Source organism: uncultured Parvibaculum sp. (assembly GCF_963975745.1).
Lineage (GTDB): Bacteria > Pseudomonadota > Alphaproteobacteria > Parvibaculales > Parvibaculaceae > Parvibaculum.
Map to the genome: position 1 here is coordinate 140,508 of NZ_CAXBIB010000008.1, position 13,983 is coordinate 154,490.

Below are 13,983 nucleotides of genomic sequence, written 5' to 3' on the forward strand. Positions count from 1 at the left end.
TCAGGCCCTACAAATCCCGCAGGAAGGCCTCCGCCGCGGCCAGATCGTCCGGCGTACCGACATGCATCCAGGTGCCGCCCATGCGCTGGCCAAAGAGCCGGCCCTCCCCGATCAGCCGGTCCCAGACCAGATTGGTCGAGAAAGCCCCCTCGGGGCCATCGGCGAAGAGTTCCGGCTTGATGACCTGGACGCCGGCATACATGTAGGGCGCCGTCGTGCATTCGAGGCGCCGCTCGAGCCTTCCGTCCGGATCCATCATGAAATCGCCGCGGCCGACATAGCCAATGGTGCGGGTCGCATCGGCAATCATCAGCAGGGCATCCATACGCCCGGGATCGAAGGCGGCCATCAGGGCCGCGAGATTGGCGCCGAGGCCCTCGACCCAGATCGAATCGGAATTGAAGGTCAGGATCGGATCGGTGCCCAGCAACGACAGTGCCTTTTTCGTGCCCCCGCCCGTGTCGAGCAGTTCGGCTCGCTCGTCGGAAATCACGATGCGCGGATGCGTGCGGGTTGCCAGATGGTCGACAAGCAGATCGGCGAAATGATGGATATTGACGACCGCCTCCTCGATGCCGGCCGCAGCCAGACGGTCGAGTACATGATCGATCAGCGGCCTGCCGGCGAGCCGCACCAACGGTTTCGGTATCGTCTCGGTCAGGGGCCGCATGCGTGTGCCGTGGCCGGCCGCCATCACCATGGCCTTGCGAATCTTCATGGATGCGCCTGCAGGAGATGCCGTTCGAGCCATGTCTTCAGCGACCCGAGTGCGGGATGGGCGAGATTGCGGCGCAGATAATCGACGGTGCGCGGCATATGCGCCATGTAGTGCGGCTTGCCATCGCGTTTCAGCAGGCGTGGCCAGAGCCCCATCAGGCGCAGCGCGCGCTCGGCCCCCAGCGCCGCATAGGCGGCCAGAAACCCTTCGGCATCGAAGTCCGGCAGCTCGACCGCGGCACGGTCGACATAGAGCGCGCGCATGGCCTGCTCGCGGGCCAGCGGCACGTCGCGGCGGGCATCCTGCAGGAAGGAGACGACGTCATAGGCGCGCGAACCGATCAGCGCATCCTGATAGTCGATCAGGCCGACCCGGGCGACGCCTTGCCGCGCGCCGAGCCAGAGCATGTTGGGCGAGTGATAGTCGCGCAGGAAGAGCGTTCGCGGGCCGGCGTCGATCAACGGCCGCAGATCGCTCCATAAACCATGGAAATCGGCGCGCTGCTGCGCCGTCGCCTCATGGCCCAGCACGACCGGAAAATGCCAGTCGAGCAGGACGTCGAGCTCGGCGCGGAAGACGCCGTCATCGAAATGCGGCACGGCATGGACCTCGCCATTGCCGACGGGAAGCGCCGCCGGCGCCGGCGCCGATTGCAGGCGCAGCAGGGTTTCGATACCGGCGCGGTAGAGCTCGTCGAGCGGTTCGCCGGCCGGGCCCCTGCCCTGCTCGATCAGCGTGCCATAGACCTCGTCGCCGAGATCCTCGAGCAGCAGCAGGCCCTGTCCGATATCGGCGGCATGGATTTCGGGCGCCGAAAGGCCGAGGCCGCGCAGATGCGTGCCGACGGCCACGAAAGCGCGGACATCCTCTGCCAGATGGGCGATGCGGCTGTAGGCGGCGCGGCCGGGCGCGGCCGGCGCGTCGGGGCCGGAGGGCCAGTCCATCAGCACGGCCGGCCGGCCATCCAGCGCGAGGCGCTCGTAGCGGCGCGTCGAGGCGTCGCCGGCCAGCGGGCGGCGCGTTGCCTTGCCCCAGCCGGCGCCCGCCAGAAAGGCGCGGATCGTCTCCTCGCGCTTGCTCGTCAAATCGTCAGCCCCTCCAGCCGCGCGGCCCAGCTTCCCGAGGCGGTCAGGCGGGCGCGGCGCCCGCCTTCTGGCACGAGAGCGAGGGCGATGTCGAGACGGGCCGATGCCAGACGGGCCAGTTCGGCCGCGGCGCGTTCGGGCCATTCGACAATGGCGGCGCCTTCGTCGAGCATCTCGGCGAGGCCGAGTTCGCGCAATTCATCTGCATTTTCAATGCGATAGAGGTCGACATGGGCGATCAGCAGGGCCGGACTCTCATAGGTCTGGACCAGCGTGAAGGTCGGCGAGGGCACGTCCTCGGAAAGCCCGTGGGCGGCCAGATGGGCACCGATCAAGGCGCGGGCCAGCGCGGTTTTTCCGGCACCGAGATCGCCGCGGAGCAGGATCAGGTCGCCGACCGCCAGCAGCGGCGCCAGCGCGGCGCCAAGGCGCGCGGTGGCGGCCGCATCGGGGAGGTCGAAATCGCGGGAAAAGCTTGCGTCCATGGGGTTTTCTAGCGCGGCTCGGCGGCGCCGAATAGTAATTTGAACTGACTTTAGGCGCATCTTAACGCGGGGCGCCCAGACTCCCGCCGGGATGGAGGGGAGCTACAGATCATGACCGCCTTGCTGCAGAAAACGACGGTCGATATCTGTCCGGCCGACATCGAAAATCCGACGCTTTCCGCCATTTATTCCTATTGGAACGACAAGCGCGGCGCGCGGGCGATGCCGGCGCGGAGCGAGATCAACCCGCCCGAACTGCGCGAACATCTGGGCTGGATCATTCTGGTCGATGTGCTGCCGGATCTGGCCGATTTCCGCTACCGGCTGATCGGCACCAAGGTGGCGCGCTATTTCGGCGCCGAGGCGACCGGACGGACGATTTCCGCGGCTTTCCGCCCGTTTGGCGATGCTGCGATCAAGGGCGTGCAGGCGGTGCATCGCAAGGCGGCGCGCGATTGCGTGCCCGTGCAGGCACGCGGCGAGGCCGCGTGGCTGGCCGAGGGGTTCGACTATTTCGATTCGCTCTACCTGCCGCTGTCCGATGACGGCGCGAACTGCAACATGATCCTGTCGGCCTTCGTTTTCGACTATTCGTCGGTCCGGGCCTCGAGCGAATCGATGCTGCCCTAGGCGGTTTGCGACAGCGAAAACGACAGCGGACCCCCCCCTCTGTCACGGAACTGTCACGAAACTGTCACAAACCGGGGATAACCATGCTCCGTGTACGGATCGACAGGCCACTTATCCCCGCCCGAAAATAAACTTGTCCCCGGTTCTGGACGTTTTGTTCCCATAATATGGCGCGCGCGGCCCTCCGCATCGCGCCGGGCGTTCGCTCACGCGAAACGCTCCGCCGGCGCTTCCGTCCGTCTACGGTGGATTTTGCCTCACTCTCGACCTGCCCGAATGCCGGCCGCTGTTCTTGCCGCCGCCTGGATCTGCGGTAATGTCGGGCATGCGCCAGCTTTTTGACCGCGACAGAAGGAGCGAACGGCATGCCGGTCACGCAGCAGCGCCTGCTCGACGCCATGGACGGGATCGCCATGATCCTCGACCGCGAATTGCGCATTGTTCAGATCGGCGAACCGAACTGGCAGAAATTCCTCGACGACAATCCGCCGCCGGACCCGGCCGCGCGCGCGCGGGCGAAACAGAGCGTGCTCGGCCGTCCGGTGACCGAGTTCATCGCCGGCGAGGCGGTACGCGCGACGTTCGCGGAACTTTTCAACAGCGTGCTCGGCGGGACGCGTGCGGTCGTCCGGATCGATTATCGCTGCGATGCGCCGACACAGCGACGCGACATGCGCCTGTCGGTCCGGCCGGTCACCGCCGATGGCGAGGTCCGCCACCTGCTCTATCAGTCGGTTCTGCTCTGGGCCCAACAGCGACCGGCGATCCCGCTGTTCGGGGTACCGGTTGCGGATCAGGACGATGACGACATTCTGACGCTCTGCGCGATCTGCGCCCGTGTGGCCTGGCCGATCGGTGCGCCGCGGGGGGCACAGGAATGGATCGAGCCCGCCGATTATTACCAGCGCGGCGGCAGCGAGATTGCCCTGATCTCGCATGGCTTCTGCGAGGACTGCTTCGCGCGGCTCAAGGAAGAGGACTGACGGACCGGACGCGCCGGTCCCGGCTGTCCCTGTTGCAGCCGGTCAGGCCGGTCCGAGGCTCTCGATCGTCTTGCGGGCCCTGGCCGGGGGCATGCCGAGGAGGCGGAGGATACTTTCGCAGACCTGCCGCGTGACCGCGGGATCGGCCCCCTCCTGGAGCTGAACGCGGATCGCGACGGCGATCAGGGCCGCCACCTGGTCGAGCAGGAAGGCGGTCACCTCGGCATTGAAGCGCCCCTGCGCGACACCCAGCTCGATGTCGCCGCGCAGATAGCGGAACATCTCTTCGCGCATGCCGGGCAGATGGTCGGCGCTGCCGAGAAGGACGGCCGCCCAATCGGGTTCGATCATCAAGATGGCGATGAAACGCGAGGTGGCGGTGACGACGCGCCTGGCGGCGTCGTCGATGCCCACCATCTCGGCGTCGAGCTGGCGGGCGACCTCGAGGCCGAGGCCATAGGCCGCCTCGCGCAGGATCTCGTCCTTGTCGGTGAAGTGATTGTAGAAGGTGCCGTTGGCAAGGCCGGCGGCCGTGGTGATGTCGCTGATCTTCGCCGCTTCCATGCCCTTTTCGGCGACGACGGCCACGGTGGCATCGAGCAGGGCCGCGCGGGTGCGCGCGCGCTTGCCCTGGCCGGTCGCCTGATCCTGGAAATGTCCCTGCCGCATGGCGCGAGGATAGCGCGGCCGGCGGCTTGACAAAAGCTGTTTATGAGGTGTATCTCAAATATGAGACTATTCTCATTTTCAGGAGCAGGCCCGCTTGACCCCCTCCCGCATCCCCGTCCTGATCGCCGGCGCCGGCCCTGTGGGCCAGATCGCGGCGCTGCTGCTGGCGCGGGCCGGCATCGCGGTGCGGCTGATCGAGCGGCGGCGCGCGCCGCTGCTGGCGCCGAAGGCCCATGCGGTCAATCCGCGGACGCTCGAAATCTGCGAGAGCGCGGGCGTTCCGGCCGAGGCGCTGCGCGCAGCGGGTGCCAGCGCCAACGATGCGGGCTGGGTGCGTTTCGTCGGCACGCTGACCGGCCCCGAATTCGGCGCACTGCCCTATGAGCGCCAGGACGACAAGGCGCTCGCCGACACGCCCTACCCGCTCACCAACATCCCGCAGCCTGTCTTCGAGGCGGCGCTGACGGCGGCGATTGCCGAGGCGCCGCTCATCAGCTTCACGCGCGGCGTCGCCTGCACCGGCATTGCGGAGGTGGCCGGCGGGTTGCGTGCCACGCTCGAAAGCGCCGACGGCACGCGCTCGACGCTCGATTGCGCCTATGCGATTGCCGCCGACGGCGCCGCCTCGCCGCTGCGCGAAATGCTCGGCATCGAAATGGAAGGCCCCGAGGCGCTGCAGCATTACGTGATGATCCATTTCGAGGCCGATCTCAGGGCGCTGACCGCGGCGCGGCCGGGCGTGCTCTATTTCCTGTTCGATCCGGCCACCAGCGGCGTGCTGATCGCCTATGACCGCGGATCGACCTGGGTGCTGATGCATCCCTACAATCCCGAACGGGAAACGCGCGACGATTTCGACGATGCGCGTTGCCGCAGGCTGATCGCCGCCGCGATCGGCGCGACGCCGCCCGAACTCGCGATCCGCCATGTCAGCCCCTGGACGATGTCGGCGCAGGTCGCCGCGCAGTATCGCAAGGGCCGGGTGTTCCTCGCCGGCGACGCGGCGCATCGCTTTCCGCCGACCGGCGGGCTCGGTCTCAATACCGGCGCGGTCGATGCACAGAACCTGGCCTGGAAGCTCGCTGCCGTGCTGAAGGGCGCGGCCGGCGCGGCGCTGCTCGACAGTTACGAGGTCGAAAGACGGCCGGTGGCGCAGGTCAATTGCGAACAGAGCCTCGCCAATTCGGCCAAGCTCTTCGACCTGCTGTTCGCGCTGCAGGGCGTCGAAGCCGACAAGGCGGCGGCGCATTATGCGGCGGCAGCGGCCGATCCGGCCGCCGCGGTGCCGGCCGAAATCATCGAGGCGCAGCGGCCGCATTTCGACAGTTTCAACCTGCAGCTCGGCTATCGCTATGCCTCGGCCGCGACCATCGGCGCGCCCGAACTGACGGCGGCGCCCGAGGTCGATATCAGCCATTACGTGCCGTCATGGGAAGCGGGCGCGCATCTGCCGCATCGCTGGGTGATCCATCGCAGCGACCGCGTCTCGCTGCTGACGCTGCTCGACCCGACCCGCTTCACGCTGATCGCCGGCCCGGCCGGAACGGGCTGGCGCGCGGCGGCGGAAGCGGCGGGCGTCGCGGTGCATCTGGCCGAACAGGATTTCAGCGACATGGAAACCGACTGGGGACGATTGACCGGCCTGCCGGATGACGGGGCGCTGCTGGTGCGCCCCGACCGGCATATCGCCTGCCGCTTCGCGGGCATGGCGGACGAACCGGCGGCGCTTCTCGGACAGAGACTGGCGCAGGTTCTGGCGCTGGACGGCGCGCGTGTCGAGGTTGCGTGAGGGTGTTGTGCGATCGAGGCATTGGGGATCATTCCAGATCGTCATGACCCGCTTCATGCGGGTCATCCACGTCTTTGCGGCTACATCCGAAAGGAAGACGTGGATGGCCCGGACAAGCCGGGCCATGACGGCAAGGTTGGGTTGATTGCTTCGTCGCTTCGCTTCTCGCAATGACGAGGTTGGAGAAATCGTGGTGACGATCAGAGGAAACGGCTGATGGATCTCGGACTGGACGGACGCAAGGCGATTGTCTGCGCGTCGTCGCGCGGGCTCGGCAAGGCCTGCGCGCTGGCGCTGGCGCGCGAGGGCGCCGATGTGACCATCAACGGGCGCAACGAAGAAACGCTGGCCGTGGCAGTGGCCGAGATTTCGCGCGTGGCGACGGGCAAGGTGGCGGCGGTGGCCGCCGACATCAACACGGCCTCGGGACGCGCGGCGCTTGTCGCCGCCTGTCCCGATGCCGACATTCTCGTCAACAACAATGACGGACCGCCGCCCGGCGCCTTTCAGCAATGGGAGGAAAGCCACTGGCAGGCGGCGCTGGACGCCAACCTGCTGGCGCCGGTGTTCATGATCAAGGCGCTGATCGAGGGCATGAAGAAACGGCGCTTCGGCCGCATCGTCAATATCACCTCGGCGATGGTCAAGGCGCCGCGCAGCGCGATGGGGCTTTCGACGGCGGCACGCTCGGGCCTGACCGCCATGTCGAAGGCGCTGTCGGTCGATGTCGCGCCCTTCAACGTGACGATCAACAACATGCTGCCCGAACGCTTCGACACCGAGCGGCAGCAGCAGATGGCAAAGCTCCTGATGCAATTCAAGAAGATCACCTATGCCGAAGCGCGCGCCGAGATCGAGGCGTCGATTGCGGCCAGGCGCATGGGGCAGCCTTCGGAGTTCGGCGATGCCTGCGCCTTTCTGTGCAGCGCGCAAGCGGGCTTCATTTCCGGACAGAACCTGCAGCTCGACGGGGGCTCCTACCCCGGTCTCATCTGAGGAAACGAGAAGATGGAAACATTATTCGATCAAACGCTGGTATCGAGGCTGCTCTTCACGCTGGTTGCGGTGATGATCAGCGTCGGGCCGATCTTCGCCGACTTCAACAAGACGCATGCGACCAACCCGCTGTGGACGCCGCATGCGCGCTTTCATGTGGTGTGGCAGGTGCTGAGCCAGACCGGCGTTTCGCTGGTCATTCTCTATCTGCTGTGGAACGATGCGGCCGATTACATGGTCCATATCTGGATCGCGGCGGTGCTCAATTATATCTGGATCGCCAGCTTCTTTGCGACACTGGCGACGATGCCGCTCTATGGCGGGGCGCTGAAGGACGTCAACGGCATCAAGCCGTTCCGGTTCAACATTCTCGGCACGGTCTATCTGGTCGATACCAATCTCTTCGGCGCCAGTGTGCTGACGATCGTCAACACGATCGGCGCGGTGCTGCTGATCCAATGAGGAACACGACATGCGGATTGCACGATTTGCCGGGGTTCTGCTGATGACACTTGCGGCAGCGACGGCGGCACGCGCCGATTTCGGGACGGTCGAGATCGCGCCGGCCGGCGCGGCGCTGACTTTCGCGCGGGCGGGCGCGGGCGACGGGGCGCGGCTGATCCTTGTGTCGGCCTATGCCGACGGCAAGGTCAGCGGCATCGACGTGACGGCGGCGGCCGGCAGCGACGATCCGATCACGGCTTATGGCACCCATGGCTATGACGGGCTGGCGGCGCTGACAGGCACGCCGATCGAGGTGGCGCTTGCCGACCTCACCCTGCCGGCGCGGCTCGGCGCCTCGCATGTGGCGGCCGGGACCAATTTTCCCGAGCATGGCAAGGAAGCGACCGTGACCGACGGTCCTTTCCTCTTCCCCAAGGAAGTGGCGCCGACGGCTTTCAATGCGCCGGTGCCGGCCGGCGCGGCGCTGCTCGATTACGAGGTCGAACTCTGTTTCGTCGCGCTCGAAACATTCGCCCTCGATGCGGCGCCTGCACATATGGGGCTGGTGCTCTGCAACGATGTGACCGACCGGGCGGCGCTGATGCGCCATATCGATCCGGACGATGTGACCTCGGGCAAGGGTTTCACGACGGGGAAGAGCGCGCCGGGCTTTCTGCCGGTGGGCAATCTCTTCGTCATTCCGCGCGACTTGCGCGGCTTCGCGGCGGCAATCGAATTGCGGCTGTGGCGCAATGGCGAATTGAAGCAGTCGGCGGTGCAGTCCGAAGCGATCTGGGACTTCGACGAATTGCTGCGTCAGACCCGGGCGCGGGCGGCGACCGAATGGGAATATGACGGACGGATGGTGGGACTGCCGGTGACGGCGGGCGCGCTGCCCGAACGTGCCATGATCCTGGCCGGCACGCCGGACGGGACGGTCTTCAAGGGCGTCAACAGATCGGCCATGGCGCTGGGGGCCTGGGACTGGATCGCCGGCGGCTGGGACCGCAAGCTGAGCGCGCATGTGGTGGAGCGGCATATCGCGCAGGAAGAGGCGGCGGGCCATTATCTGCAGCCCGGCGAGCGGGTGCGGATTTCGGTGCGGTTTCTCGGCGAGATCGACAGCACGATCGTGGAATAGGGCGAAGAAGGGAACAGGAGATCAGATGCTCGAGAACAAGCTCGTATAAGGCGTGTACATGAACACGCGGTTTCTTGCCTGACCCGTCACTTCAAAGAGCATGTGCGAGTCCACAAACTTTTCGACCAGATGATTTGCGTTTGGAAAGCTTATATCAAGTAGGTCCCGCACATTGTTCACGGTCACAGTCGGCCGTTCGTACAATCTTTCCAGCAGACGCATTGCCTTGCCCGCATGATTGCCGAAGCTTTCCGCAATGAGATGCCGATGCGCTTCTCTCAATGCAACAATATCTCGGGAGGTCTGGGTTGCCTGATTCGAGACTTCGGCGACGCCGCGCAGAAAAAATTTCAGCCAGCTTTCCCAATCGCCGTTGTCGCGAATATTTTGCAGTCTGTCGTAGTACTCCTCGCGATGCTGCTTGAAGTAGTACGATAGATAAAGGACGGGTTTCTGTAAAAGCTCGCGGTTGAACAGAAAGAACGTTATCAGAAGTCTCCCAACTCGCCCGTTCCCGTCCAGGAATGGATGGATGGTCTCGAACTGGGCGTGAGCCAAACCTATTTTTATGAGTGGCGGAATGGGGTCGTCCGCATGGAGGAATTTTTCCAAATCTCCCAAGCATTCTGCCGCGACATGATGAGGCGGCGGGATGAATGTCGCCTCCGACAGTGTGCAGTTTGCCGGGCCAATCCAGTTCTGGCTGGTTCTCAGTTCGCCAGGGTTCATTTGACCCCCGCGCGCATTTTTCAGAAGGCGGGCATGGATTTCCTGGATGAGACGCCTTGAGAGCGGCAACTCCGCCAAGCGCTCAATGCCGTGGTTCATAGCATCCACGTAGTTGACGACCTCGAAAACATCAGCCGGACCTTGTGAATCGAAAATCTCGGCCTCCGCCTTGATGAGATCGTTGATCGATGCTTGCGTTCCTTCGATCTGGCTCGAAAGCACCGCCTCCTTTCTCACATACATGAAAACAAACAGGTCGGGATTGGGCAGGGTCTGGATGGAGCCATCGAGCCGTCCCAACGCCCTGTCCGCATCGGAAAGAAGCTGCTGCATTTCCAAATCGATACGGACAGGTGGGACAGGCGGCAACGCGGCCGGAATGAAGGCTTTGTAGCCGGTCGGTTGTTTGACATATCTGCCCGCGCGACCTTCAGCCTTATCTGCTTTATCGATGGCCATAGGAAGCTACCCTTCTTATATTATCGACTATCATTAATAAGAATAAAAACTTCTTTGTTGCTAACGGCAACCGATAATATGGAGCGACTTTCGAATGCTATTAAAGGGCAGCACTATCAAGCATCTAAATTCTGACCTTGTTAATACCTGACATAAATAAGCTTCATATGAATTCTCCATAAAATCAAGCCGAGTATGTCGGGAAATGCTTGCACAAGAAAGTTGACGCAGGCGTCATTTTTTGGCGTGCTGGAGGCGCGGCGACGGGTCGCGCGGCTGTGGGCTGTTTTGCCTTATAAAGGGCGGGACAGGCGGCTTATCGCGTAGTAAAAGTCCGTAAAAACTGGGGTGTGGTGCGGTTTCGAGGGGCCGCGCCCCCGCCCCAAAATTCGCCTGGCGAATTTTGACCCTCCCCGAGGGGAGGGTGGGAAGGAAGACGCAAGGGCGGAGTGCGACGCGCCGCCCATGGACCCCGGCTTTCGCCGGGGTGACACTGAGTTTTTGGGGGAATGCAGCACCCCTCCCCAAACCGCTTTCAGCGGTTTGACTGGCCCTTCGCTGCGCTACGGGCGTTCGGGTCTCGAAAAGGTCCACTGGACCTTTTCGTTTGCGAGACGCAAAACGACCCTCACCCCCCAGGGGCGGGTGGGAAGGAAGATGAAGGGGCGGAATACGACGCGCCGCCCATGGACCCCGGCTTTCGCCGGGGTGACACTGAGTTTTTGGGCTTTGCCCGAGGGAGAAGGGCCGCGAGACGGTCCGTGGGCGGAGGAACGGGAGGCCGATGACGGACGAGATCATCATTATCGGGGCGGGACAGGCGGCGGCGCAGGCGGTGCAGAGTTTGCGCGCCGAAGGTTTTGCGGGGCCGATCCGGCTGTTCGGCGACGAGCCTTACGCGCCCTATCAGCGGCCGCCGCTCAGCAAGAAATTTCTGGCCGGCGAGATCGGCTATGACCGGGTCGAACTCAAGGCCGAGGATTTCTATGCGCAATCGGGCGTCGCCACGCATTGGTCGACCCGGGTCACCGAAATCGACCGCCGCAACAAGCGGCTGCTGACCGGCGACGGGCAGGAATTCGCCTATGGCAAGCTGCTGCTAGCGACCGGCAGCCGGGTGCGCGAGATCAACGTGCCGGGCTTCGACCTCGAGGGCGTGCATTACCTGCGCAATATCGACGACGTCAAATCGATCCAGGCGCATTTCCGCCCCGGCGCCAAGATGGTCGTTGTCGGCGGCGGCTATATCGGCCTTGAAGTGGCGGCGGTCGCAGCCAAACGCGGCATCGAGGTGACGGTGCTCGAGGCGGCCGACCGGGTGATGGCCCGCGTCGTCGATCCGATCGTCTCGCATTTCTACGAGCGCGTGCATGCCGAAGAAGGCGTCAAGATCGAGACCGGCGTGACGGTGGCTGGCTTCGAAGGCGATACGAAAGTCGAGGCCGTGGTTTCGGGCGAAGGCGGGCGCTATCCTTGCGACGTGGTGGTGGTCGGGATCGGCATTCTTCCGAACACGGAGCTTGCGGCCGAGGCCGGGCTTCATGTCGAGAACGGCATCGCGGTCGACGAATTCTGCCGCACGAGCGATCCCGATATCTGCGCCGCCGGCGACTGCACCAGCCATCCCAACGGGATCTACGGGACCAGGCTCAGGCTCGAAAGCGTGCACAACGCCATCGAACAGGGCAAGACCGCGGCGGCGACGCTGGCGGGCAAGGAAAAGCCCTACAACCAGGTGCCGTGGTTCTGGTCGGACCAGTACGACCTCAAGCTGCAGATCACCGGGCTTTCCAACGGCTACACGCAAGCCGTGGTGCGCGGCGACCCGACGACGGGGCGCAGCTTCGCGGTGTTCTATCTGAAGGAGGGCGTGCTGATCGCCGTCGATGCGATCAACCGCGCGCCCGAATTCATGATGGCGAAAATGCTGACCGCCCGAAAGGCGGTGCTCGACCCGGCGCGCATTGCCGACGAAAGCATCGCGGTCAAGGAGATCGCCGGCTGAACCGGCGCGGGGGAACCGGCCGGGAAACGGCCCGACAACAAGCAACAACAAGAGCAAGTGGAGGCGCGAGGCGCATGGCGAAGATCACCTATATCGAACATGACGGCAAGGAACACACGCTGGAGGTGGCCGACGGCACGACGCTGATGGAAGCGGCGGTGAAGGCCAGCGTGCCCGGCATCGACGGCGATTGCGGCGGCGCCTGCGCCTGCGCCACCTGCATGGTGTTCGTGCCGGAAGAATGGTGGGACAAGATTCCGCCCAAGGAAGACATGGAAGAGACGATGCTGGAATTCGCCGAGAACGCCGAGGCAAATTCGCGGCTGTCGTGCCAGATCAAGGCGGCGCCGGCACTCGACGGGATGCGCGTGTCGATGCCGAAGAGCCAGCATTAGGTTCGCGCGGGCTTCACGCGCATTCGTCATTGTGCGCGAAGCGAAGCAATCCAGAAGCGGCAAGCCCTGTGCTTGCCGCTTTTTTATTTTCACGCCCACGGGTATCGCCTTCGGCGATCCCGAGGACATATGTGGACGGCCCCCGAGCCGCAGAGAAGGTGATCATGCGAAGGCACGGATTGGAACGACGCTCTATCAAGACGCCGTTTTTGATTGTAGGTAGACTTATGACAAGGAACTAGACGACTATCTTGGAGGTGGAAAGCTAAGGTCTACAAAATGCCCAAATCAAAGCGACAGCGGAGTATTTCGGTCCGGGCAGTATAGGGGGGAATCGTGCCATCGCTTACGCCGAATATCAAAAACAGGGTTCACAAGTTACCCAAGCCGGCAACCGCGACACAAGCGCTTCAGCCTTTGTTCGAAGCCGTGAGCAATGCGTTCTATGCCATTGAAGATCGATTCGGGTCAGACCAAATCAAAAAAGGCTCGGTAACAATCCGCATTGAGAATCTGAGCGATCCGGAGAAGATCGAACTAGAGGTGCGCGACAATGGCATAGGGATGGACGAGGATCGCTATAATGCCTTCTGCGAAATCGACACTGACTTTAAGAGCGCGAAGGGTGGCAAAGGCATCGGAAGGCTATTCTGGTTAGACGCTTTTCAAAAAATTGACGTCGACAGCTATTTCTTGACAGAAGGTGATGTCTCTCATCGCGCATTCTCATTTGCGCTAAGCAATAAGGACCAGATCACTCCTCACGCACAGGAGCATAGCAGTGGAAAGCCGGAGATTGGTACAACCGTAAGCTTCAAAGCAATTTACCCCAATGAATACGCCATTCACTTCCCGAAGCGCATCGACACTTTCCTCCGTCACTTCAGCGCGCATTTCATTGCAGATTTCTTGGTTGGAAACAGCCCGCAGGTCTTAGTCGACATTGATGGATCGCTGACGAGCTACCCCAAAGAAATCTCCGATCTTGTGGTCGGAGATTCACTTAAAGCTGCGGCTTTTGAGACTGATGATTTCGGCACGTTGTCCGTTGTTGGTTTTACTTGCAAACCTGAGGCAAGCACCGGGCTTGACGGCGACCATCAACTACACCTGCTTGCAAACGGGCGCACAGTAGAGTCGCGCAAGATAGACAATCTACTGGGACTATCCGGAATAGATCGGAACGGCGAGGAGGGACTTTTCTTTCACGGATGCGTTTCCGGAGAATATCTGGACGCACGCGTAAACGAAGGGCGCACCGCATTCAATTTGCCGGAGCGTATGATTAAAGACCTATGTCGTACCTGCGCAGATTTTTCGAAGCAAACCTTAATTCCGGAGCAAATACGAAAATACGAATTGTCGAGAAGGCAGAGCTACGACGATTTCGTCAACCGACATGACCTGAGCCCCTGAACTTCCTCCAGATTTGAGTAGAGTCCGTCACTTGAAGGA

General features: G+C 63.1%; 14 protein-coding genes. 9 read left to right on the forward strand and 5 right to left on the reverse strand.

What is annotated here, in order from left to right; translation table 11 throughout:
• Positions 1–7 precede the first annotated feature (7 nt).
• Genes AAC071_RS08530 through tsaE form a run of 3 tightly spaced genes read right to left on the reverse strand, consistent with a single transcriptional unit; the run spans position 8 to position 2,288 of the window.
• On the reverse strand, positions 8–718 hold the full coding sequence (locus AAC071_RS08530) for a nucleotidyltransferase family protein (protein WP_339831663.1): 711 nt from the start codon (positions 716–718) through the stop codon (positions 8–10).
• Entirely contained in the window at positions 715–1,803 is a 1,089-nt protein-coding gene (locus AAC071_RS08535) for a phosphotransferase (protein ID WP_339831664.1), read from the reverse strand. The genes AAC071_RS08530 and AAC071_RS08535 overlap by 4 nt, the downstream gene beginning before the upstream one ends.
• Entirely contained in the window at positions 1,800–2,288 is a 489-nt protein-coding gene (gene tsaE, locus AAC071_RS08540) for a tRNA (adenosine(37)-N6)-threonylcarbamoyltransferase complex ATPase subunit type 1 TsaE (protein WP_339831666.1), read from the reverse strand. Before tsaE ends, AAC071_RS08535 begins: the two co-directional genes overlap by 4 nt.
• A gap of 111 nt (positions 2,289–2,399) precedes the next feature.
• Here tsaE and AAC071_RS08545 point away from each other — a divergent pair, with 111 nt between their 5' ends.
• Together AAC071_RS08545 and AAC071_RS08550 are read left to right on the forward strand one after the other, a co-directional pair.
• A complete protein-coding gene (locus tag AAC071_RS08545) occupies positions 2,400–2,918 on the forward strand; it encodes a PAS domain-containing protein (RefSeq protein WP_339831667.1) in 519 nt (172 codons plus the stop codon).
• Between the two features lie 365 nt (positions 2,919–3,283).
• Complete coding sequence (locus AAC071_RS08550) at positions 3,284–3,901, forward strand: hypothetical protein (RefSeq protein WP_339831668.1); 618 nt, start codon at positions 3,284–3,286, stop codon at positions 3,899–3,901.
• 42 nt (positions 3,902–3,943) lie between these two features.
• Here the strand turns inward: AAC071_RS08550 and AAC071_RS08555 are convergent, their stop codons facing one another.
• Positions 3,944–4,570, reverse strand: coding sequence for a TetR/AcrR family transcriptional regulator (locus AAC071_RS08555; protein ID WP_339831670.1), 627 nt, complete (start codon positions 4,568–4,570; stop codon positions 3,944–3,946).
• A gap of 94 nt (positions 4,571–4,664) precedes the next feature.
• Here AAC071_RS08555 and AAC071_RS08560 point away from each other — a divergent pair, with 94 nt between their 5' ends.
• The 4 genes from AAC071_RS08560 (at position 4,665) to AAC071_RS08575 (ending at position 8,940) form a co-directional block, all read left to right on the forward strand.
• Positions 4,665–6,359, forward strand: coding sequence for an FAD-dependent monooxygenase (locus tag AAC071_RS08560; protein WP_339831671.1), 1,695 nt, complete (start codon positions 4,665–4,667; stop codon positions 6,357–6,359).
• Positions 6,360–6,575: 216 nt separating this feature from the next.
• Positions 6,576–7,355, forward strand: a complete 780-nt coding sequence (locus AAC071_RS08565; RefSeq protein WP_339831674.1) for an SDR family oxidoreductase — start codon at positions 6,576–6,578, stop codon at positions 7,353–7,355.
• Between the two features lie 12 nt (positions 7,356–7,367).
• Positions 7,368–7,817, forward strand: a complete 450-nt coding sequence (locus AAC071_RS08570) for a DUF6640 family protein (protein ID WP_339831676.1) — start codon at positions 7,368–7,370, stop codon at positions 7,815–7,817.
• A gap of 10 nt (positions 7,818–7,827) precedes the next feature.
• Positions 7,828–8,940, forward strand: a complete 1,113-nt coding sequence (locus AAC071_RS08575) for a fumarylacetoacetate hydrolase family protein (RefSeq protein WP_339831677.1) — start codon at positions 7,828–7,830, stop codon at positions 8,938–8,940.
• A gap of 21 nt (positions 8,941–8,961) precedes the next feature.
• Here AAC071_RS08575 and AAC071_RS08580 read toward each other — a convergent pair whose 3' ends face one another.
• Positions 8,962–10,128, reverse strand: a complete 1,167-nt coding sequence (locus AAC071_RS08580) for a Fic family protein (RefSeq protein WP_339831678.1) — start codon at positions 10,126–10,128, stop codon at positions 8,962–8,964.
• Positions 10,129–10,912: 784 nt separating this feature from the next.
• Between AAC071_RS08580 and AAC071_RS08585 the strand changes: the two genes are divergently transcribed.
• The 3 genes from AAC071_RS08585 (at position 10,913) to AAC071_RS08595 (ending at position 13,944) form a co-directional block, all read left to right on the forward strand.
• Positions 10,913–12,133 carry an FAD-dependent oxidoreductase gene (locus tag AAC071_RS08585; RefSeq protein ID WP_339831681.1) on the forward strand — a complete coding sequence of 407 codons (1,221 nt, stop codon included), beginning with the start codon at positions 10,913–10,915 and terminating at the stop codon, positions 12,131–12,133.
• Positions 12,134–12,207: 74 nt separating this feature from the next.
• Complete coding sequence (locus AAC071_RS08590; RefSeq protein ID WP_339831683.1) at positions 12,208–12,528, forward strand: 2Fe-2S iron-sulfur cluster-binding protein; 321 nt, start codon at positions 12,208–12,210, stop codon at positions 12,526–12,528.
• A gap of 336 nt (positions 12,529–12,864) precedes the next feature.
• Positions 12,865–13,944 carry an ATP-binding protein gene (locus AAC071_RS08595; protein WP_339831685.1) on the forward strand — a complete coding sequence of 360 codons (1,080 nt, stop codon included), beginning with the start codon at positions 12,865–12,867 and terminating at the stop codon, positions 13,942–13,944.
• Positions 13,945–13,983: the final 39 nt, after the last annotated feature.

What these genes read in the sequence shown, in the direction of transcription:
- AAC071_RS08550 (WP_339831668.1), top strand. Translation starts at nt 3,284, where the DNA reads ATGCCGGTCACGCAGCAGCGCCTGCTCGACGCCATGGACGGGATCGCC.
- tsaE (WP_339831666.1), bottom strand. Translation starts at nt 2,288, where the DNA reads ATGGACGCAAGCTTTTCCCGCGATTTCGACCTCCCCGATGCGGCCGCC.
- AAC071_RS08555 (WP_339831670.1), bottom strand. Translation starts at nt 4,570, where the DNA reads ATGCGGCAGGGACATTTCCAGGATCAGGCGACCGGCCAGGGCAAGCGC.
- AAC071_RS08585 (WP_339831681.1), top strand. Translation starts at nt 10,913, where the DNA reads ATGACGGACGAGATCATCATTATCGGGGCGGGACAGGCGGCGGCGCAG.
- AAC071_RS08580 (WP_339831678.1), bottom strand. Translation starts at nt 10,128, where the DNA reads ATGGCCATCGATAAAGCAGATAAGGCTGAAGGTCGCGCGGGCAGATAT.
- AAC071_RS08565 (WP_339831674.1), top strand. Translation starts at nt 6,576, where the DNA reads ATGGATCTCGGACTGGACGGACGCAAGGCGATTGTCTGCGCGTCGTCG.
- AAC071_RS08575 (WP_339831677.1), top strand. Translation starts at nt 7,828, where the DNA reads ATGCGGATTGCACGATTTGCCGGGGTTCTGCTGATGACACTTGCGGCA.
- AAC071_RS08570 (WP_339831676.1), top strand. Translation starts at nt 7,368, where the DNA reads ATGGAAACATTATTCGATCAAACGCTGGTATCGAGGCTGCTCTTCACG.
- AAC071_RS08545 (WP_339831667.1), top strand. Translation starts at nt 2,400, where the DNA reads ATGACCGCCTTGCTGCAGAAAACGACGGTCGATATCTGTCCGGCCGAC.
- AAC071_RS08590 (WP_339831683.1), top strand. Translation starts at nt 12,208, where the DNA reads ATGGCGAAGATCACCTATATCGAACATGACGGCAAGGAACACACGCTG.
- AAC071_RS08530 (WP_339831663.1), bottom strand. Translation starts at nt 718, where the DNA reads ATGAAGATTCGCAAGGCCATGGTGATGGCGGCCGGCCACGGCACACGC.